At 70.3% G+C, this 20,080-nt stretch carries 22 protein-coding genes; 10 read left to right on the forward strand and 12 right to left on the reverse strand.

Annotated elements, in window-relative coordinates; genetic code table 11:
• Positions 1–19 precede the first annotated feature (19 nt).
• The 4 genes from ISU07_RS09590 to ISU07_RS09605 all read left to right on the forward strand — a co-directional run bounded on the left by ISU07_RS09590 (position 20) and on the right by ISU07_RS09605 (position 2,452).
• Positions 20–664, forward strand: a complete 645-nt coding sequence (locus ISU07_RS09590) for a helix-turn-helix transcriptional regulator (protein ID WP_194706560.1) — start codon at positions 20–22, stop codon at positions 662–664.
• A gap of 196 nt (positions 665–860) precedes the next feature.
• Positions 861–1,640, forward strand: coding sequence for an RNA polymerase sigma factor (locus ISU07_RS09595; RefSeq protein WP_194706561.1), 780 nt, complete (start codon positions 861–863; stop codon positions 1,638–1,640).
• A gap of 338 nt (positions 1,641–1,978) precedes the next feature.
• Positions 1,979–2,182: a hypothetical protein gene (locus ISU07_RS09600; RefSeq protein WP_194706562.1), complete on the forward strand. Its 204-nt coding sequence runs from the start codon at positions 1,979–1,981 to the stop codon at positions 2,180–2,182.
• A 105-nt stretch (positions 2,183–2,287) separates the two neighbouring features.
• On the forward strand, positions 2,288–2,452 hold the full coding sequence (locus ISU07_RS09605; protein ID WP_323742521.1) for a zinc ribbon-containing protein: 165 nt from the start codon (positions 2,288–2,290) through the stop codon (positions 2,450–2,452).
• A 74-nt stretch (positions 2,453–2,526) separates the two neighbouring features.
• On the opposite strand, the gene ISU07_RS09610 is transcribed toward ISU07_RS09605, so the two are convergent.
• On the reverse strand, positions 2,527–3,129 hold the full coding sequence (locus tag ISU07_RS09610; protein ID WP_194706563.1) for a COG1361 family protein: 603 nt from the start codon (positions 3,127–3,129) through the stop codon (positions 2,527–2,529).
• Positions 3,130–3,204: 75 nt separating this feature from the next.
• On the opposite strand from ISU07_RS09610, the gene ISU07_RS09615 reads away from it, so the two are divergent.
• The 3 genes from ISU07_RS09615 to ISU07_RS09625 all read left to right on the forward strand — a co-directional run bounded on the left by ISU07_RS09615 (position 3,205) and on the right by ISU07_RS09625 (position 5,209).
• A complete protein-coding gene (locus ISU07_RS09615; protein WP_194706564.1) occupies positions 3,205–4,080 on the forward strand; it encodes a hypothetical protein in 876 nt (291 codons plus the stop codon).
• Entirely contained in the window at positions 4,077–4,658 is a 582-nt protein-coding gene (locus ISU07_RS09620; protein ID WP_194706565.1) for a restriction endonuclease, read from the forward strand. The genes ISU07_RS09615 and ISU07_RS09620 overlap by 4 nt, the downstream gene beginning before the upstream one ends.
• A gap of 137 nt (positions 4,659–4,795) precedes the next feature.
• Complete coding sequence (locus ISU07_RS09625; protein ID WP_194706667.1) at positions 4,796–5,209, forward strand: helix-turn-helix domain-containing transcriptional regulator; 414 nt, start codon at positions 4,796–4,798, stop codon at positions 5,207–5,209.
• Between the two features lie 2 nt (positions 5,210–5,211).
• On the opposite strand, the gene ISU07_RS09630 is transcribed toward ISU07_RS09625, so the two are convergent.
• The 5 genes from ISU07_RS09630 to ISU07_RS09650 form a co-directional block, all read right to left on the reverse strand.
• Positions 5,212–5,709 carry a hypothetical protein gene (locus ISU07_RS09630; RefSeq protein ID WP_228521581.1) on the reverse strand — a complete coding sequence of 166 codons (498 nt, stop codon included), beginning with the start codon at positions 5,707–5,709 and terminating at the stop codon, positions 5,212–5,214.
• Entirely contained in the window at positions 5,706–6,767 is a 1,062-nt protein-coding gene (locus tag ISU07_RS09635) for a tyrosine-type recombinase/integrase (protein WP_323742522.1), read from the reverse strand. Before ISU07_RS09635 ends, ISU07_RS09630 begins: the two co-directional genes overlap by 4 nt.
• Positions 6,768–7,116: 349 nt before the next feature.
• Positions 7,117–8,304: a FlgD immunoglobulin-like domain containing protein gene (locus ISU07_RS09640; RefSeq protein WP_194706567.1), complete on the reverse strand. Its 1,188-nt coding sequence runs from the start codon at positions 8,302–8,304 to the stop codon at positions 7,117–7,119.
• A 610-nt stretch (positions 8,305–8,914) separates the two neighbouring features.
• On the reverse strand, positions 8,915–9,559 hold the full coding sequence (locus ISU07_RS09645; protein WP_194706568.1) for a response regulator transcription factor: 645 nt from the start codon (positions 9,557–9,559) through the stop codon (positions 8,915–8,917).
• Complete coding sequence (locus ISU07_RS09650; RefSeq protein WP_194706569.1) at positions 9,547–10,962, reverse strand: sensor histidine kinase; 1,416 nt, start codon at positions 10,960–10,962, stop codon at positions 9,547–9,549. Before ISU07_RS09650 ends, ISU07_RS09645 begins: the two co-directional genes overlap by 13 nt.
• Positions 10,963–11,069: 107 nt before the next feature.
• Between ISU07_RS09650 and ISU07_RS09655 the strand changes: the two genes are divergently transcribed.
• Positions 11,070–12,029 carry an alpha/beta fold hydrolase gene (locus ISU07_RS09655; protein ID WP_194706570.1) on the forward strand — a complete coding sequence of 320 codons (960 nt, stop codon included), beginning with the start codon at positions 11,070–11,072 and terminating at the stop codon, positions 12,027–12,029.
• On the forward strand, positions 12,026–13,564 hold the full coding sequence (locus ISU07_RS09660; RefSeq protein WP_194706571.1) for a TRAP transporter substrate-binding protein: 1,539 nt from the start codon (positions 12,026–12,028) through the stop codon (positions 13,562–13,564). The genes ISU07_RS09655 and ISU07_RS09660 overlap by 4 nt, the downstream gene beginning before the upstream one ends.
• Here ISU07_RS09660 and ISU07_RS09665 read toward each other — a convergent pair.
• From ISU07_RS09665 to ISU07_RS09690, 6 genes are all read right to left on the reverse strand, one after another.
• Complete coding sequence (locus ISU07_RS09665; RefSeq protein ID WP_194706572.1) at positions 13,539–14,843, reverse strand: sensor histidine kinase; 1,305 nt, start codon at positions 14,841–14,843, stop codon at positions 13,539–13,541. The genes ISU07_RS09660 and ISU07_RS09665 overlap by 26 nt on opposite strands.
• A 49-nt stretch (positions 14,844–14,892) precedes the next feature.
• Entirely contained in the window at positions 14,893–15,309 is a 417-nt protein-coding gene (locus tag ISU07_RS09670) for a nuclear transport factor 2 family protein (protein WP_194706573.1), read from the reverse strand.
• 63 nt (positions 15,310–15,372) lie between these two features.
• A complete protein-coding gene (locus tag ISU07_RS24760) occupies positions 15,373–16,896 on the reverse strand; it encodes an HD domain-containing phosphohydrolase (protein ID WP_194706574.1) in 1,524 nt (507 codons plus the stop codon).
• Between the two features lie 6 nt (positions 16,897–16,902).
• Positions 16,903–17,460, reverse strand: a complete 558-nt coding sequence (locus ISU07_RS09680; protein WP_194706575.1) for a dTDP-4-dehydrorhamnose 3,5-epimerase family protein — start codon at positions 17,458–17,460, stop codon at positions 16,903–16,905.
• A 7-nt stretch (positions 17,461–17,467) separates the two neighbouring features.
• Entirely contained in the window at positions 17,468–18,499 is a 1,032-nt protein-coding gene (locus ISU07_RS09685) for a glycosyltransferase family 2 protein (protein WP_194706576.1), read from the reverse strand.
• A 25-nt stretch (positions 18,500–18,524) separates the two neighbouring features.
• Positions 18,525–19,022, reverse strand: coding sequence for a hypothetical protein (locus ISU07_RS09690; protein WP_194706577.1), 498 nt, complete (start codon positions 19,020–19,022; stop codon positions 18,525–18,527).
• An 87-nt stretch (positions 19,023–19,109) separates the two neighbouring features.
• On the opposite strand from ISU07_RS09690, the gene ISU07_RS09695 reads away from it, so the two are divergent.
• On the forward strand, positions 19,110–20,078 hold the full coding sequence (locus ISU07_RS09695) for an NAD-dependent epimerase/dehydratase family protein (RefSeq protein WP_194706578.1): 969 nt from the start codon (positions 19,110–19,112) through the stop codon (positions 20,076–20,078).
• The last annotated feature ends 2 nt before the right edge of the window (positions 20,079–20,080 follow it).

Below are 20,080 nucleotides of genomic sequence, written 5' to 3' on the forward strand. Positions count from 1 at the left end.
TTTTGGATATGTTCTAGTGGTGGACCGACGCTCGCTGCTCGAGGTCGCCCGCGTCGCGCGCGGGCTGACTCAGGAAACCGTCGCCCGCCGGTCTGGCACGTCCCAGCCCACGCTGTCGGCGTACGAGCGGGGCACAAAGTCCCCGACGCTCGCCGTGGCCGAGCGCATCCTCCACTCGCTCGGCTTCGACCTCGGCCTCCAGCCACGGGTGACTTTCCGCGAGGTCCACGGCGAACGCGGTGGGACTTACCTCGTGCCCGACCAGCTCTGGCGCGTCGACCCACCGGCCTGCTTCGCCCCGATCGACGTCCGCGACGCCGGCCGAAGCCTCCGAACGTCCGACCTGCTGAACCGCGACGGCCGCATCGATGCCTACGCGTGGCTCGTCACCCACGGCGACGAAGAGCAGTTGTTCAACCATCTCGACGGCGCTCTCCTGGTCGACGCCTGGCCCGACCTCGCTCCGCGCCTACCGTCGGCAATCCGCAGCGAGTGGCAGCCACTTGTGCGCGACGCAGCCATGGGCTGGTTGGCCGGTGAACGCTCCAAATGGCAGGACGAGCACAGGAAGCCGATCAGCCGGCGCGCCCGAGAACGTGCCATCCGCCGGCTCGCCAGCCGCGGGCTCACTGCGGACGAGATCCGACGCACACTCCGTGGCTGAGGACTGGGCGCCCTCCTGCCACTCGACGCGCCGAGTGAACCACCGGGGCTGTCGATGTCACGGCGGACAATGACTGCAAGTGACAGCACACCCCGAAAGTTCTTCGAGAAAAGTTGGGGGGTGGTCGCGGCAGGTGCACTTATGAGGGAACAACCATCGACGGAGTCGCTGGTCGTCCCCGAGGAAAGAGACGGTTATGGCCCCGCAGCCGGAGAGCGAGCCGGAACAGTCCGGCGCCTCTGGCGCGCGCATACAACCTGAGTCATCGGTCCCGGAGGCATGGCTCGTCGAAGCCGGACAGGCCGACCTCGCCGACTCGGTCGACCGCATGGCCGGCGACGTCGACCTGAACATGGACCTCGCGCTCGAGGGATACCAGGGCCCGCTGTGGGACCACTTCTCGAACGAGCTCGCGAAGTACGGCTACGCCGTGATCGCCAGCTGGATCGGCCGGAGGATGATCTTCGAGCGCTGCAAGAGCAGGGGCTTCGGCGGGCTGCCTGCCATGGACCGCCCCTTCACGGACGACGAGAACGCCGAGCTGACGAACGAGACGGTGGCGAAGGCGCTGGCCCACTTCCGCACTGACGTCTTGATGAAGCGCAAATGGGACCACCGCCGTGGCGCAACCCTCCGCACGTACTTCATCGGCCAGTGCCTGATCCGGTTCCCGAACGTCTACCGCCGCTGGTTGGCAGGAGAGAACCGAAATCGGTACCTGGTCACGGACGACGACGGGCTGATCGACTCGATCGGACGTTCCTCGAAGAGTCCTGAATCGCAGGTGGTCGCCGGCGTCACGGCGGCTGATGCCATGTCCACCGTGAAGAATCCCAGAGTCCGGAAGCTCATGCACCTGAGGGCTGCTGACTGGACGCACGCGGAGATCGCAGACTTCCTCGGGATCACCGAGAAGGCCGTGGAACGCATGCTCGCGAACGAGCGGGGCCGACTGAAGAAGAGGGGTATCGCGTGACCAGTAGAGAGATCAGAGCGAAGGTGAACAACAGTTCACTCGGAACGAAGTCGGCAAGGGCGGCTCGACGCTCCGTGCCGAACGAGACGTCGCGGAGGATCGTCGCGCGTGCGGAGGGACAGTGGAAGAGCAAGGGCTCGGCGGCAAGAAAGTCTGGGGGGTAATCGAAGACCCGGGACTTATACACAGACAGCAGTCAGGTCGAACAGAGGAGCTGACTGTGGGGCCCACAGAAGTGCGGCTCCTCAACCAGCAGAAGCCAGTCGAAGAGCCGTCACGGGTAGCAACGGGAAGACTACTCGACAAAGCTTCTGTGCGAGGGACTTGGAGGTCCCAACATGGCCAAGGGCCACGCGCGCAGCGCAATCACGGGGCGCTACATCTCGAGGGCGGCTGCCGCCCGTCACCCCCGCACCTCCGTCGTCGAGTCCGGCGGCAACAAGGGGGCGGGCAAGGCGTACCGGTCGGCGATCAGCGGCCGGTACGTGACCAAGGGAACGGCTCAGCGGAGCCCGAACACCACCGTCACCGAGAACGGGTAACCGACGGGCAAGGCTGCGGGCGTCGACTCCACGGCGCCCGCAGCCTTGTCACGATTCAAGGCCATTGGGTCCAAGGATGTGTCGGAGCCATGCGGTGACGTTTGCGTGAAGGAGGTGATCGAGCTGTACGACATCGGTGAGAAGCCCGGCATCGGCCGCTATTGCTGCACGAACTGCGGCTGGTCCGTCAACCTTGACGACGCCAGCGACCGCCTGCCCCCGTGCGGGAGCTGCGGCAAGGGCCAGGACACGACCTACAACCGCTGCTGACCGAGTGCCAAGGCCGGTCCCGTCTGCACCAGACGGTGGGCGGGACCGGCCGTACTCGCACGCAGTCCAGGCAGTCAGCGCGTTCGGATAGTCCGCACGAGCGCCTGCATCGCCGCGACCGCCTGCTGGCCCAACTTAATGGGGTTGTCCGTCTTGCTGGGCGCAGAGGAGGTCTCTTTGAGGACGTGATCTGGGTGGAGAAGGAAGGGCTCTGAGTATTTCGACCCGTCTGGCCCTTCGTAGGACAGTGTCACAGTTATCGGCTCCAGAGAGTCCTGACCGCTACGGATCACATTGCTAGTCGTCCATCCCGGCCCCCAAACCGGGACAGGCACAGCGAACCGCTGATAGAGCCACTTCTTCATGTCGCTGTCGGCGAGCGCGGCGACTTCGTCAGCGGGCGGTGCCGGCGGATCGAAGTCGACACGGACGTCGGTTGCGGTCGAAGCTCCGAAGTTCTTCACCACAAGCAAGATGGTGCCGGGGGATAACAGCTCCCGTTCGAGGTAGGCCACCAGCACCGGGCGGGTGCGCGAACGGCTGTCCTCCCTGGTGGCCACGAGGGTGCGCTTCGCGTAGATCGCCGTCACGACGATTGCGACAGCCATCGCTGCCGTGAACAGCGCCGTAATCGCGGCTGCGATCGCCCCGATCGCGATCCAGTCTGTATCGGTCACGTCGCAAGGGTAGGTCGCGGCGCCGAGAGCGAGCTCAGGCTCCGGACTGTCGCACGGCACGGGCAGTATGGACACGTGAACAACACCAAGGGCCAGTTCAAGGTCTTCGTGAGCTATTCGTACGCCGACGCCGATGCGATCCGGGTCCGCGATTGGCTACGCAACACCTTCGACGTCTCGTCAGCCGAATCGGCTACCGGGGCCACCACACGCCACGACGCCCTCCTCCGGGCGATCAGTGCGGCAGACGTGGCCGTGATTCTCATGCCAGCACCAGAGGATCCTGCCAGCCGCAATGTTCTTGTTGAGGCGGGCGCGGCTATCGGAGCAGGACTGCCAACCATGGTTGTCGGCGAGGATTCCTCGATCCCCGCAGACTTGGCCGACGTCACGTTCACGAGTTGGGACACTCCCGAACGACTGATTGAGAAGGTGCAGCGCCTTGCGGCTCGTCCTCTGGCCCCCAGCGAGCAGACATACCCCTTAGCGAGCTCCTCGAAGATTCCGACTTCGACAGTTCAGACTGCGCGGCAGCAGTTGAGCCATGCTGGATTGCAGGGAGCAGACGCCATCCGCGTGTTCGACGACCTCTTCAAGGCTGCTGGTGCGACGACGCGCGTGAGCACTACGTCGTCCGATGTCACTGTGCCGGACCTCGCCATCTGGCACGACGAGCTGACTGCCACCTTGGGCACACCTTTGCCCGTAGAGATCTTGGCTCGAGGCGGCTCCTGGCCCGCAGTCCGGCCACGGCTCGAACGGACATTAGCGGCAAGCGGCGGTCGTACCCTCCTCGCAATCAGCCTCGGTGATGTGCGGGACGGCCCACGTCTGTGGAGCGACAGTCGCCATCGCATCTTGTTCGTGTCCGCCGCAGATCTCCTCGAAGCCCTCATGGAGGTGGCGCTACCCGCCGCATTGGCGATGCTCGTTGAAAGGGCGACGGCGTGACATCGCCTCCGGACCCTCTGCCCCTGCCTCACGGAGGTGGCACCACGTGGGAGGCCACCCTCGACCTTGGGAAGCTCGCGAACTACGTCGAATCGTGCAAGGAAACGGGGCTCTCGACGACCGAGCAAGGCATGCGCCTGCAGAGGCTGGCTACATGGCTCTTGGCTCACATCCCCGGCTTCGTTGTGCAGTCCAGCAACGACTGGAGCGCCTCGGGATCTCAGGAGATCGACCTGATCATCTGGAACGAACAGGTTCCGGGAGGCTTTCCTTCCTTCGGCGACACGGTCTTCGTCGAGTGCAAGAACACGGTCGACCCCGTTACTGCTCGCGATGTCGCGTGGTTCGACTGGAAGATGCGGCTGGCGAACGCGTCACACGGGATTCTCGTCACCAGATCCGGCATCACTGGTGACCCTCAGAGCAGGACTGCGGCAAACGACATTGTCTCGTTGGCCAATTCCGAGGGCCGGCGGATCATGGTGATCGAGCTGTCGCAGATCGAGGCCCTCACCAGCAGTGCTGAGGTTCGCCAGCTCCTAGTCGAGGCCGTGATGAGAACTGTGACGCGGTCCTAGCTGCCGACGGCCGTCTGCCGCCTCGGCCCACCCGGTTCGAACGTAGTCTGGAAGCAGGGGAAGGCGACCCTCGCAGAACGGGTTCTTCGCCAGACGCGTAACATATATGCTACGCTCTCGGCGAGGAGTTGAAGCTGATGACGAAGCAGACTGCGTTCTGGGACGACCTGGCCCGTGACCTCGAGGATCCCGAGTTCCTCCGCGAGTACGTCGTCGAATCCATGCGCATCGCCACGATCGACCAGGTCGTGAACGCCATCGACGACGCCCGCGAGGCTGCGGGACTCTCGAAGGCCGAGCTGGCTCGGGCGATCCAGAAGGAGCCGGCCACGATCCGGCGCCTTCTATCGTCCGACAACTCCAACCCGACACTCGGCACCTTGGCGGAGGTCGCAGCAGCCCTCGGCCTGCGGATCACCGTCGAACCGATCCCGAAGGCGGAGCGTGGGCAGATCACTCAGCCCCTGCTTGAGGGCCGCGCAGCAGATCCGAAGAAGCTCGCCCGGCATCTCGACAAGTTGCGAACCTCCAAGGCGAAGGTTCCGGCCTGACGTCAGGTCAGTGAACGTGGGTTTCGACCTCGGTACTCGTCACCCAGCCGACGGACCGCGGCATAGTCCGCCTCCGACAGAGTCGTCCTGAATGGCTTGTCCCGGCCATCGATCACAACCAGCAGTGGCTTATCGACGCCCTCCGCCTCGTAGTCGAGCAGGCAGAACAGCCTGTAGTGGTGGCGACCAGGCCCGTCGACCCGAAGCTCGAACCACCCTGTCATGTCGCCCTTCATCGCTTCCCAATACCCGCCACCAGCGAAGCGCTTCGGAGGCGCGGACGCCACAGCGACCAGCGCCGCCCGCATCGTGGCCCGCACTTTGGCCGGGTAGGAGTTGAGAGCCCTGCGTCCAGGCTCCGTTTCGGCGGCGTCGTCGGAGGAGTGTCGCTTGAAGAACATCACCTCGTGCGGATCGTCGGGCGAAGGACCAGTGCGCACAGCAGGAGGTTTCGTCTGCGGCTTCTTGAGCTTCCTGCGATCGCGTGGGTCCGGGCTCATTTGTTCGCCATCCTGTCTGGAGCCTCCGTCAGCAACGCGGAGAGCCGCCGGGCGATCTCGGCGTCCCGGTCCGCCGCCGCGTGCTGGTAGCGCATGGCCGCTCCCGGCGTGGAGTGCCCGAGCCGACCCATCAGCTCGGCGAGCGTTGCCCCGGTCTGGGCGGCCAGGACCGCCCCGGTGTGGCGGAGGTCGTGCCAGCGGAGGTCCTCGCGGCCGGCGGCCTTTCGGGCCGGATCGTAGACCTTGTACAGCGTCGAGGGCGCCAGGTGTAGGTTCTCGTCCGCGGACGCCGGGAAAAGCAGCGCGTCCCTGCGGGGTGCGGTGAACTTCTTCAGGTGGTCTTTGACCAACGGCACCAGGTGCGGCGGGATTGCCACGTCACGGCTACCCGCGTCGCTCTTCGGCGGCCCGACGATGAACCTGCCCTCGACGCGCACCACTCCCCTGCGGATCTTCACCCGGTTGGTCCGCAGGTCGATGTCACCACGGCGCAGCTCCGCCAGCTCGCCGAAGCGCATCGCGCACCAAGCCGCGAGCAGAGCCATCAGCTTGTAACGATCCGGCAGCGCCTCGACGATGACCCGTAGCTCGTCCAGACTCGCCGGCTGCACGTGGTGGGCGCGCTTCGTGCTGCCGGCGCCGCGGATGTGCGCCGGGTTGTAGGGGATCCACGGGTGCGGCCGCTCTGAGGCCGCGCTGGTAAAGATGGTGCGCAGCAGGCTGTAGGACTGGGCTCGGATGGTCTCGCGGCCAGGTGCCAAGCCGTCGTACCAGGCGTTGACCGCTTCGCTCGAGATCCGGTCGATGGGTTCGTCGCCGAAGGTCGGCAGGATGAACTTGTCGAGGAGCATGCGGTACTGCCGGCGAGTCGTGGGTCGCAGCTCGCGGCCCTTGGTCTTGCGCGTTTCGATCCACACGGCGGCGTAGGCACGGAACGTCGGTACGTCACGCTTCCGGGCACCCCGCGCCGCGACCTCAGGTGCCCAGACCTCCATCTGGATCTCGGCCCGTCGGGCAGACAACCAGGCAACCGCATCGTCCTTCGCGTCGAAGGTCACCGGGGCTCGATACAGGCGCCCGTCCGGACCTGTGTACGCCGCACGGTAGCGGCCGTTGTCACGTCGCTCGATGCGCCCGAAACTCCGTCGGGTACGCGCCTTCGCCCGAGACATCTAATGCACTCCCAGTGTCGCCTTTCGGGGGAACAAGAGGGGGATCTCGGGGAATATAGACGTCCAAACGCGACCCCGTCTGACCACGTATGTCAGACCCCAGAAACCGCCTCTGACCTGCGAGTTTACGACAGATCAGGCGTCAGGAGCGAGAGCCGCGAAGACCCGTCTCTCAACAATTCAAACCCAGTATCCGTCTCCGCATCCAACTCAGGGCCGGTCACGAGACGAGCACCTAGGAGGCGGCCGACACGTAGTAGCGGTACTCGACGCTGAAGGTCGCCACGTCGAAGGAGTTCGGGGGCTTGGTGCCGAAGGTCCAGTGGATCGGCGCCTCGCCAACGGGAAGGTAGGGGTAGTCCACCAAGTCGACGTGGAACCAGGGGCTGCTCGCGGTCGAGTCGCCCCGCATGAGCACACCGCTCAGCGCCCCGACGTCCGAGGCTCCCGGAACGGTCGGACCACCGACGGCGGTGATCCGGTAGGTGTCCACCGGCGCGGCCGTGAACGGCAGATCCATCAGGAAGTAGCCGGACGTGCCCCAGGTGGACTCGTTCGGACGGAAGCTCAGCCCACCGGGATAGCGGTCGCTGGCCACCGGTGAGGCGAAGTTGTAGCAGTCGTTGCAGCCGAGGTCGAACCAGGGGTAGAACCTGCCAGCGGTCGCTGCGGGGACGGTGTTGGTCCACACCTGCTCGACGAGCTGGGCGTGGGAGACGGTGATGCGCTGCGAGAGGCGCAGCAGATTTCCGGCCTGGTCGATGGTGCGAAGCCTGGCCCGGTAGGTGCCCTCGGCGAGGGCGGTGCCGTCGGTACGGCGAGCATCCCAGGTGAAGGTCGGCGTCGCGGAGTCCTTAACGACCTCGTCCCGGACCACCTTGTCGCGGTGGTTGAGGATCCGTAGCTCCGTCCGGGGCTGGAAGTCCTCGCCGACCCACACGACGTACGGGCTCCAGCCCTCGGCGACGTAGACCAGCTGGATCTGGTCGTCGACGATCTGGGCGCGTGGGTAGACCGTGGGTCGCGAGGTCACCAGCCTCCCCTGGGCCACGGTGTCGGCCACGGCCCGCGTCTTGAGGGTCTGGGTGACGGCTCCCCTCCGCGCCCTGATCCAGATGTCGTAGGAGCCGTCGGCCACGACCGTGCCGTCGTCGCTGCGTCCGTCCCAGGTCCAGTGGTGGCGCCCTGAGTCCAGGCGATGCAGCGACTGGGCGTGCAGGACCGTTCCACCGCTCGCGCGCACTCCGGCGGTCACGCGGGCCCCGTGAGCCAGGTCGAAGACGAAGCGGACGGTGTCGCGGCGTCCGTCGCCGTTGGGAGAGAAGAGGTTGTAGGCGTGGACCCACTCGATGAGGTCGCGGTGCCCGGCCGCTGACGCACCGAGCGCGGGGACCAGGAGCCCGGTGACGAGGAGGAGGGCCACGGTGACCGTTCGGCCACGTGCGCGAGGAAAGTGGCCTCGAGGACGCGACCTCTCCATCCGTGGCCTCCCGTCCGTCCTGACGTCACTTCCACATCATCAGTACGGCGGGTTGCGGCACCAGGGCCGGATGTCACCGGCCAGGGGGTAGATGGTCGAGGTTGCCGGCACGGGTACGGGGTCTCGACACGGCTCGCTGGCGCTCGCCGGCTCGACCAGCATGCACGGCTCGCCGGCTCGCCCAGCATGCACTCCGTGTGGGCCGTCCGGGCGGCTCGACCAACGTCCACGGGAGGAGAGATCTGGTGATCAACTACCGAGATTCTGCGCCACCGGCACTGGCGGGTCGCGGGGCGCTGGACCTACGCTCCCGTCAGCCCCGGCGAGGGCCTCGCGTCCCCCACGCGACCTGCCTTCTGCCGTGTTTCCCTGGGCGTGAGCAGTCCCCGCGACGTTCGCCACCCCCAGAGGCTTCGCGGGGACTGCTCCTGACCTGGTAGACATGCCGCCGGGGGGCGCTTCTGCGCCAGGCGTTTCCGTCCGGGGGGATCGGGACGCCCGGTGTCCTGACCGTCGCAAGACGCGTCGGGACACCGCCTCGGGAGCTCTCAGGTCACGACCGCAGCGCCGCCAGCACGGCGAGCACCCGACGGTTGCTGTCTGGAGACGCCTCGAGGCCGAGCTTGCGGAAGATCGAGGCGCAGGTCGCCTCGACGGTGCGCTCGCTCAGGCCCAGGAACTCGGCGACGCCGTGGTTGGAGCGTCCCTCGGCGATGAGGCCGAGGGTCTCGATCTCACGGGCGGTCAGGAGGGCCAGCAGGTCGCCGGAGCGGCGGCGTTGCATGAGCGAGGCGACGATGGAGGGGTCGAGGACGCACTCGTCCTCGGTGACCCGGCGCAGGGCGTCGACGAGGACGGCGATGTCCGAGACGCGCTCCTTCAGCAGGTACCCCAGCCCGGCGGGCTGGTCGGCGAACAGCCGCTGGGCGTAGCGGGTGTCGAGGTGCTGGCTGAGCAGCACGACGGCCGTACCCGGCCACTCGTCGCGGATGCGCCGTGCGGCGACAAGCCCCTCGTCGGTCTGGGTCGGGGGCATCCGGATGTCGACCACGGCGACGTCGGGGTGCTCGAGGGCGACGAGCCTCATCAGCTCGGCCGCGTCGCCGGCCTCGCCGACGACCTCCACACCGGCGCCGGCCAGGAGCCGGGCGAGGCCGGAGCGGATGAGCATCATGTCGTCGGCGATCACGACGCGCACGGCAGGCTCCCCTCGATCCGTCCGTCCAGGACGGTCAGCGTCCCACCGAGGGCGCCGAACCTGTCGTGCACGTCGCCGAGGTCGGCGCGCGGGCAGCCGACGAGCGACACGTCGATGGTGCTCCCCCGGCTCACGACCGACACCTCGACCGATGCGTCGGCCACCCCAGAAGCGACGCGGGAGACCAGCGCGTAGATCGCGCGACCCTGCTCGGGCGGGACCGGGCCGTCGATCCGGAGGTGCAGCCGGAGGTCGGCGTCGGAGGTCGCTGCGAGCTCGCCGAGCGCGACGGCCAGGCCCTCCTCCTCGAGGACCGGAGGGAAGGTGCCGTGGCTGAAGGACCTGAGGTCGGCCAGCACCTCCCGGATCTGCCCCTCGACGCCGTCCAGGCCCCTGCCCGAGAGCTGCATGAGCACCCCGACCAGCCGCTGCTGCGTGCCGTCGTGGAGGTCTCGTTCGATCCGGCGGCGCTCGGCGTCCGCGGCGGCCACCACACGGCGCTGGCTCGCCCGTACCTCGACCACGCGGGCTCGCGACTCGGCGGCGAGCCGCGCGTTGCGCAGGGCCAGCTGCTGCCCGGCGCTGAGGAGGGACACGTCCACCTTCTCGCCCAGCTCGAGCAGGCCGTCCGGGTCCTCGGACAGGTCGTCGGCCAGCCGCCGTACCGCCGAGCGCCGGCGCGCCGACCGTGCCCAGCCCACGAGAGCGGGCAGCGCGACCAGACCGGGGACGGGTACGGCGAGCAGCTGGAGGTCGGCGGACACCTCGGCGTCGCCGACGCTGCGCCAGCGCACGACCGCGAGTGCTGCCAGGACGACCGCGCCCGCGGCCGGGCCCAGGTAGCGCGTCCCGCGGGACACAGCACGGGCCGCGACAAGGAGGGCCGCGGCGGTCAGGGCCACAGCCATGAGAAGGCCGAGGCGGCTCGTCGTCATGGTCACCGCCGCCGGGACCTGCAGGCACACGCGGGCGCAGCCGACGTCGCGGAACGGGTCGTAGGCCAGGGCGTGCAGCACGGCAGCAGCCGCAGCGAGGGCCGCCCCGACCCGCGACCGGGTCATCAGGGCGAACCCGGCCACAGCCAGCGGCCCGAGGGCGAGCGACCACGCCCGCCACCGAGGGTCCAGATCCGACGACCCGGCCCACAGCGGCAGGAGCCCATCGCAAGCGGCGACGGTCAGCCCCACCGCAGCCCGGGAGTCGTCGGCCCAGGCCAGGATGCCGAGCGGCGCCAGAGCGGCCACGCCGAAGATGGCGACCAGGACCACGAGGGGCAGCCGGCCGTCGGAGAGCGACGTGATCGCCCGGTTCGCGTCGTCCACCGCCGGCCTCCACGTGGCGACCAGCGCGCCACCGGACAGCAGCGCTCCCCCGGCGGCGACGAGCACACGTGGGTGTGGCACGTGCTCAGTGTCGTGCAGGACGTCGTGCGGACGTTGCCGTGTTTTCCGCAGATCTGGCCCGAGGTACCCCGGTCATCGCGCCCGCGAGCGCTCCTAGCGTCGCGAGCATGAACCGCAGGACCACCATCGCCACCGTCAGTCTCGTCCTCTCCGCTCCCCTCCTGGCGGGTTGCTCGGACTCCGGCACCAGCGACGCGACCCAGTCGCCGCAGCCGACGAGCTCCTCCCCGACCAGCGAGGAACCCGACCCTGCTGCCGGCCGCCTCCCCGACGTACCTCTGCCGGTCGCCGCAGGAGCGAAGGTCGACGGACTCGTCGAGGTCGACGGGCACCGGCTCGCGGTGCACTGCGCCGGGTCGGGCCGTCCCACCGTGGTGATCCTGCACGGGTGGATCGACCAGCCCGGTCAGACGTCCTTCGACTACTACGGCGGGCTGACGGCCGACCTCGAGGGAGACTTCCGGACCTGCAGCTACGACCGCGCCAACGTCGGTGACAGCGAGTCGGTGCCCGGGACCCAGACGCCCGAGATGGTCGTCGGCGACCTCGACGGGCTCATGGAGGCGCTCGGCGACCCGGGCCCCTACGTGCTGGTCGGTCAGTCCGCGGGGGGCATGGTCGCCTCGGCGTACGCCGTCGCCCACCCGGACAAGGTGGCCGGCATCGTGATGGTCGACGCGTCCTTCGACGAGGAGGTCACCATCGAGGACGTCGGCCTGGTGCCGGACGGCACCGGTCCCTGCGACCCGGGCAACCGCCGGATCGACGGGCACGAGTCGCTGCAGAAGATCGACAACTGTGCGATCTACAAGTGGGCATACCGCAGGCGGGACCAGCGACCCGAGGTCCCGCTGGTGTACCTCGCGTCCAAGCGGGAGCCCTGGAGCAGCTACACCGACATGGGTCCGGCGTACGCGAAGGCGATCGTCCCGCTGCAGAAGGCGTACGCCTCCGGCTGGCACCCCGGACGCTTCGTGTGGGTCGACGCCGGGCACGACATCCACGCCGAGAAGCCCGCTGTCGTGGGGGATGCTGTGCGGTGGGTGGTGAAGGAGGGCGGCAGGTGAGCAGGGCGGCCGGCACCGTCGCCGCGCTGGCGGCGCTGGTGCTGCTGGCCGCCTGCGCACCGGGAGGCACGGACAAGTCGGGCTCCGTCGAGCTCCGGCTGCACTTCGCGACCGTCGACGGCCGGGTGAACAGCAGCGGCTACGACCCGGGGCCCGAGGTCTTCATCCGCTCCCTAAGGGAGCTGTCCGGCAACCGCATCCAGGTCGACGTCGCGACGGAGTACGGCGGCGGGCGGGCGACCGGCGAGTCCGACCTCGTGCAGGCGGTCGCGGACGGCGAGGTGGACGGGGGCTGGCCGTCGAGCAGGGCGTTCGCCGCGGCGGGGATCCCGGGACTGGCCGCGCTCGAGGCGCCCCTGACGGTCACCAGCCGCGCCGCCCAGACCGACCTGGTCACCGGAGATGCGGCCCGCCTCGTGGCAGCGGCGGTGGACGACCACGGGATCAGGGACCTGGGGCTCCTGGTCGGTCTGCCGCGCCGGCCGTTCGGGGTCGGCGTGTTTCCCCTCTCGGCCCGCGACTGGAAGGGGCTGCGCTTCCGGTCGTTCAACTCGCCCGTCCAGACAGCGGCGCTGCGCGCGCTGGGCGCGACACCCGTGCAGGCCGGCGCCGACTGGCTGGCGCTGGCTCGCGACGGGGAGCTCGACGGGGTCGAGATGGACGTGGCGCAGTACTTCGAGAACGGCTTCGGGCAGCAGGCGGGCAAGGTCGTGTCCAACGTCGTGCTGTGGCCGAAGATGCCGGTGCTCGTCCTCAACCAGGCCGTGTGGGACGGCCTGACCGACCAGCAGCGCGACTGGGTCCAGGAGTCCGCGGACCGCGCGGTCCGGGTGTCCGTCGACACCGAGTACCCCGAGGACGAGATCGCCGCCCAGCTGTGTGCGCGAGGCGCGAGGTTCCGCCCGGCCGACCCGGGCCAGATCCTGGCTATGCGCGATGCGGTGCAGCCGGTGGTCGACGCACTGGCGGCGGATCCCGAGGAGGCGCCCGTGCTCCGGGAGGTCCAGGCCGTTGCGCAGGTGCACGCCGACGACGTCATCACCGTCGAGGACTCCTGCAGGACGGAGGCCACCCTCCCCCAGCCGTCCGACGTGCCGACGACCCTCGCTCCGATCCCGGACGGCACCTACCGCAAGCAGATCACCGAGGCGGAGGTGGCCAAGGCAGGCCTGGGCAACAACGACGGGACGTCCGGCACCTGGACCTTGGAGGTGAGGCATGGCCACTGGTACGTGAGCTGCCGGCCGCTGCAGGCGCCCGGGCTGGACTGCGGTCACAGCGTGAGCGACGACGTCCTCGCCGCCGGCTCGTTCTACGGGGACGACCGACAGGTCTGGATGGTCGAGCAGCCGACCCTCCTCGCGGATGCCACGGGGTGCCGGATGCCTCCAGCCGACGCCGAGGGCTACTGCCACCCGCCGAGCCCGCCGGCGCAGCTCGCCTGGGAGCTGGACGGCAGGGACCTGGTGTTCAGCGGCCTGAGCGGGTCCCTCGGCTTCGAGACGATTCTCAAGCCGTACGTGCGGATCGACTAGGCACGCTCGCGACGAGCACCGTGCCGGTCGGGGTGCCCGCGCCCATCGACAGGCTCCCGCCGACGGTCGCCAGCCGGTCCGCCAGGTTCTGCAGTCCGGACCCGCGCGGATCGGCTCCCCCGATGCCGTCGTCCGTGACGGTCAGCACGAGAGGGTCCCCCGCTCGCAGCCTGACGACGACCCGGTCCGCACCGGCATGCTTCGCGACGTTCGCCAGCGCCTCCGAGCAGGCGTAGAAGAGCGCGGTCTCGGCGGCCGTGCTGCCGCGCGCGTCCGGGTCCGCCTGCAGGTCGACGGGCACGGGATGGCGCGAGCACAGCGACGCCAGGGCCGGGCCGATGCCCCCGTTGCCCAGACCCGCCGGCGCCAGACCGGCGACGATGCGCTCGATGTCGGTGACCGCGGCCGCCAGCTCACGTGCCACGTCGGGCAGGTCGGACACAGTGGCCTGGCAGTGCCGCAGGGTCGCGAGCCGGCCCTGGAGGTGAAGACCCGCTCGTGAGCGCTCGGCGTCGGCCGCGACCAGGAGCCTGGAGCGCGCCGCCTGCAGCTCCCGGAGCTGGAGAGCGGTGTCGGCGAGCGCCCGCTCGTGGGCGACCGTCAGCGAGACCGCCCGGTCGACGGCCGCCGACGTCTGGGCGTCGGCCGGGTCGAGCCCGTCCACGACCACGTGGTCCTCGACACGAGTGAGGCGTACGGCGCGCAGCCCCGCGGTCCGCCGCAGTGCCGACTCCAGGCCGACGAGGCCACCCGGACCGTCGGCCAGGACCCGGTCCGCCAGCGAGGCCCTGCGCCGTACGTCCCACCGCATCCCGAAGGGCAGGCCCACCGCGACGACCAGCAGGACGAGCTCGTAGCCCGTCAGCGCTCCCGCGGGGTCGTAGGAAGCCGGCCAGGACTGCGACCAGGCGAAGCTCCCCGCCAACCACGTGCCGAGGAGCACCGCCGACAGCCGCACGAACCTGACGCCACGGCCGGCGAACGCCGCCACCGCGAGGAAGCCCACCGCCGCGCCGGCCTGGCCGAGCAGTCCGGTCGCCATCGCCCCACCGACGACGAGGAGCGCCAGGTGAGTCCGGCTGCGCGGCCGCCCGGTCGGATACAGGGCCAGCGCTCCCACGAGCACTCCCTGGTGCAGGAGGCGTAGCGGCTCGAGGTCACCCAGCCACCACGCGACTCCCACCGCTGCCCACCAGCAACGAAGGGCCGCCGGCGTACGTGTGGTGGCCGCCGCCACAGCGACGAAGCCCACCCCGACCATGACGTCCAGGAGCTCCACGGCGGCCTCCTTCGTCAACGACGAAGCCAGTGTGCCGCCGGACGACCGGTCAGGCCCAGAACTCCGTCACGGCGGGCGGGTCGCCGATGAACTGGTCGACCGAGCGCACCAGGCCGTCCTCGAGCTGGAAGTACAGGATCTGGGTGTCGTCGAAGGTGCGGCCGTCGGGGCGGGTGCCGGAGACGCGGGTCAGCACCGCGACGTGGCCGGCGCCGTCCGGCAGGTAGCGCTCGGCCACGGCACGCAGAGTGCCGCCCGTGAGCTCGAACGAGGCGCCCAGGAACCCGGTGATCTCGTCGATGCCGTGCTTGGTGCCGCCGAGGCGGTCGGGGTTGCGGTGGTTCCAGGTGGCGTCGGGGTGGAAGCCGGCGGCGAAGGCGGCGATGTCGCCGGCGGCGACGGCGTCGTACCCGGCCTTGACGGCCTGGACGTCGGCCTGGGCGGTGGTGTCGGTGAGAGTGTTCATGGACCCGACGCTAGGAGCGGCGGGAGCACGGCGGCATCGACTGTTCGATGGATATCCCCGATGTCACCGAGGTGCGGCGGCGAGCCCGTGCCGCATGGCGAACATCGCCAGGCCGGCGCGGGTCGAGACCTCGCACTTCTCGTAGATGTGGACGGTGTGGGTGTGCACGGTCGAGGGTGAGATGAACAGCCGCTCCGCGATCTGCTTCTTGGTCAGGCCGGAGGCGAGCAGGCGGAGGACCTCCAGCTCGCGGTCGGTGAGGTCGACGGGAAGACGGGGGAACGACGGGCGCGGAGCCTCGGCGGCGTCGAGCACGGCACGTACGGCGTCACGGTCGAGCGGCATCGCCGAGATGATCCGGGCCGCGTCGGCCTGGGCGTGAGCCGGACGGTGCGGTCGGTGCTCGCCCAGGGTCTGCCAGACGTCGGCGGCCGCAAGCAGCCGCGAGGGCGCGTCGAGGTCGAGGGCGCGGACCCCCATCGGGTAGCCCGAGCCGTCCAGCCGCTCGTGGTGCCTGCTCACGATCGCCGAGAGCGGCTCCAGGACGGGTGAGCGAGCGAGAATCCGTCCGGAGTGCAACGGATGCAGACGGACCAGGTCCCGCTCCTCGTGGCGCAGCGGACCGGGACGTTCCCAGACGCCGGTCGGGACGGCGACCCGGCCGAGGTCGTGGAGGAGACCGGCCCGGTACATGGTGGCGGGGTCGACTCCCTCGAACGACCCGGCGGCCGCCCGTGCCAGTCGTGCCACTCCTCGTGCGTGGCCCTGGAAGAAGGGCGCCTTGAGGTCGGCCGCGTCGCCGAAGCCCGCCAGGACGTCGTCGAGGTGGCCGTCGTCGCGGAACTGGCGACCGGTGCCCGGCTCGGCGGCGACCACCGCGGACCACAGGTCCTCGGGATCGGAGAGCGCGAGCAGCTCGCCCGGCGCAGCCAGGCAGGCGCCGGTGATCGCGGGGTCCAGGGCGCGACCCGACCAGCGGGTGAGGGTGTCCACAGCCAGGTCGAAGCCACCCACGGCCTCGAACATCACCGCCGCGTAGCCGACCGCGGCGAAGCGGGCGGGCGCCGGGAGGTCCTCGCCGGCGCGTCCCTGGGGTGCGCCCTTCCCGTCGTACCGCTCGAACGCGCAGAGCACGGACGTGGTCACCGCCGGCGGCAGGCCGAGCACGGTCGTCAGCGACGCACCCACCTCGCAGTCGGCCCGCGCGGCGTCGGCCACCAGGCCGGGCACCATCGGGACCCGCGCCAGCACCCGCAGTCGTTCGACACCGCTCCCGAGGCCGGCCAGGAACCGCAGCGCCTCAGCGGGCCGAGCGGTGTCGGTCAGGTCGCCGCGCGCCCGGACCGCGACGTCGTCGCCCCCGAAGTGCGCGGCCGCCTCGTGCGACGTCGCCGCGCAACCGGCGAACCGCAGCAAGGTGGTGTAGTAGACCTCCGCCTGGGCCGACGCGGACTCCCCGGCCCGCCGCGAGAGCTCGGTCGCCACGAGGCAGGCCCGCATCGCTTCGCCGGGTGGGTGGCCGCGCACCAGGTCGCTGGTCACCGACAGGGCGGCGACCACGCCTGCGACACCGGCCGGTCTCGGCATGTTGCCTCAGAACTTGGGGAGGTAGTCCTTGACGTTGACCGGCAACTCGTCGGTGTCCCACGGGAGCAGGATGCGGTCGGGGTGGTCGTGGTCGTAGGGCTCGGTGGGGAAGTTGATGACCTGCGCGTCCTGGTCGCCGAGGTTGACGATCATGTGCCAGACGCCGACGGGGATGACGACCTGGCGGTCGCCCTCGGGCGAGAGCATGACCCGCTGGGTGAGGCCCCGCGTCGGAGACCCGGCGCGGTCGTCGTGGAGGAGCAGCATGAGGTCGCCGCTGGTGAGGCAGTAGCGGTCGGTCTTGACCTCGTGGCGGGCCCAGCCCTTGAGCTGGCGCGGGCGGACGGAGGTCTGGTAGCACCACACGACGGGCGTGCTCCAGAGCGCCGGGTCGCCGTTGAAGACCTCGAAGAGGGTGCCGCGGTGGTCGTGGTGGTGGACCGGGCGGTGGACGACGACGCCGTCGATCGTGCGCAGGCGCGACTCCCCCGTGGGCTTGACGGTGGGCACGTCCTGGAAGCCGAGGCCGCCGTCCTGGGCCGGGGCGTCCTGTAGGTCGGTCACCGCGCGATCATCGCAAACGCCGCAGCCGGCGCATCAGCCTGGCCGCGAACGACGGGGCGGGGTGCGCCTCACCGAGCTCCCGCTCGAGATGGGCGATCGTCCGCTGGAGGTGGTTGCGCAGCTCGACGAGCCCGGCGAACGTCGATGCCTGGCTGCGGGCGAAGGGCACGAGCATCGCGGAGGCCTCGCGGCCGGCGAGTCCCTCGATCAGGCCGATCTCCTCGGTGCGCCACTCGGCGCACGGATGGTCCACGACACCGGACGTACGACCGACGAGCGCGGTGACCGCGCCGGCCCAGCGCTCGTCGAACCAGCCGTCGCGCCACTCGTCGAGGAAGACGCGGAAGGGGTTGGGCGCGGACCGGGCCCCGGCGTGCCGGACCCGGGCGGACGGCACCAGCGCGACGTCGTACCCGTGGCAGCGCACGTGCGTCGAGTAGTCCTTGTCGACGTGGTTGAGCGGCCAGAGCCGCGGGTCCGGTCCGCCGACCTCGTCGAAGACCTGGGTGCGGGTCAGGCAGCCCGCGCTCGTCACCCAGTCGAGGACCGTGACCTCGGTCGGGGTGTGGGTGTCGGTCGAGTCGGTGTCGTTCCAGCGCTCGACCCGGTCCGGCGGCTCCGCCCGGCCGCCACTGTGCAGCACGACCGCTCCCCCGTCGTCGACACGCAGCGCGCCGAAGACGCCGACCGACGGAAGGGCGTCCGCCGCGTCGACCAGCGCGTCGAGCCAGCCGGGCTCGGGCAGCATGTCGTCCTGCACCCACGCGAACAGCTCGCCGTCCGAGAGCGCGCGGAGCAGGTGCAGCCCGCCGCTCCAGCCCACGTTGGCGTGCGGGCGCTCCACGCGGACGCCGTCGGGGAGCTCGACGCGCAGCGGCGCATCACGGATCGAGGCGCGGTTCACCAGGCAGCTGACCACGAAGTCGTGCCGCGACTCGTGCGCGACGAGAGCCCCCAGGCTGGACGCCAGCCGCGGCGGGTCGCCCAGCGCCACCACGCCGAGGTGGACCCGTACCTGGCGGTCGAAGGGCACGAACACGCGCCGAACGTATCCGGCACGCGGGTCAGCGGGTGACGGTCCCCGTGTACGTCTCGCGGGCGAGGGCGTCGTCGGACGCGTCGTACGTCGTCTCGAACTCGCCGCTGCCGTCCAGCCCCTCGTAGGCGCCGGTGCCGCTGGCGATCGTCCACGTGCCCGTCTGTTTCAAGCCGCTTGCCTGCCCCGGCGTGAAGCCGACCTTCACCGTGCCGTCCGGGCAGGTGATCGTCCGCGCCAGCAGGCCGAGCGGCTCCACCTCGGGATCGAGGTTCGCGTGCGAGTCCTTGATGGCTCCCCCGACGCAGAACGGCGAGTCCCCCAGGGTCGACCCCTCGAGGACCTCGCCGGTGGCGACCACCTCCGCGCCCGCCGTCGGGGCGACGGTCAGCTTCGTCCTGATGACGACCGCCTCAGGGCTGTGCGCGGACGTCGAGGGCCGGTCCGCGTCCGACGCGCCCTCGTCGGCACCGGAGCAGGCCGCGGCCAGCAGGCCCACCAGGACGACGGCCGCGGCTCCGCGCATGGACACTCCTCGAGCAACGCCCGAGCAGGCTCACCAGTCTGGTACGCGAGGGTGGCCGGGGGCAACGCGTCACCTAGTCTCGCCAGGATGAAGATCCTGATCATCGGCGGCACCCGGTTCGTCGGCCACGCGATGGCCGAGGCGGCGCTCGCGGCCGGCCACGACGTGACCCTGCTCCACCGCCACGCCACGGACGAGCTGCCCGACGCGACCCACCTGCTCGCCGACCGCGACGGGGACCTCGCCCTCCTCACGGACGGGCGGTGGGACGCGACGATCGACGTCTGCGCGTACCTGCCCGGGCAGGTCACCCATCTCGCCGACGCCCTCGGTGACCGGGGCGGCCACCACGTCTTCGTCTCGACGGTCTCGGTGTACGCCGAGACGCCCGCGCCCGGAGCCGACGAGGACGCCGAGCTGCTTCCTGAGCCCGACCCGGACACCGCCGAGGTGACCGGCGAGACCTACGGCCCGCTCAAGGTCGCCTGCGAGCGGGTCGCGCGCGAGCGGTGGGGCGACAGGCTGACGATCATCCGGCCGACGTACGTCGTGGGGCCGCGCGACCTGACCGCCCGCTACCCGTGGTGGGTGCTGCGGGCGGCTCGGGGCGGACGGATGATCCTGCCCGGGCCTGTCGAGGCGCCGATGCAGTGCGTGGACGCCCGCGACATGGGCGCCTGGACGATCCGTCTGGTCGAGGCCGGCACCAGCGGCGTCTTCACGGCGGCCCGGCCGGCCACCACGTTCGGCCAGTTCCTGGCCGACACCGTCGCGACGGTCGGCGAGCCCGTCGAGCTGGCACCCGTCGACGGCGGCTACCTCGTCGAGCAGGGCGTCGACGGCGCCCAGCTGCCGCTCTGGTCCGAGGGCACGCCCGAGAATGTGCTGGCGATGAGCACGGCGCGAGCCGAGGCCGCGGGGCTGACGCACCGGCCCTTCGACGAGGTCGTCCGGGACACGCTGGCGTGGGCGCAGGCGAACCCCGGCCGCGCCGCGCGTCCCGGGGTGGGGATCACCGACGAGCGCGAGCGGGAGCTGCTCGACGGGGCCGGGTGAGC

Origin of the sequence: Nocardioides islandensis (genome assembly GCF_015352455.1) — a bacterium.
In the GTDB taxonomy this organism is placed as follows: Bacteria; Actinomycetota; Actinomycetes; order Propionibacteriales; family Nocardioidaceae; genus Nocardioides; species Nocardioides islandensis.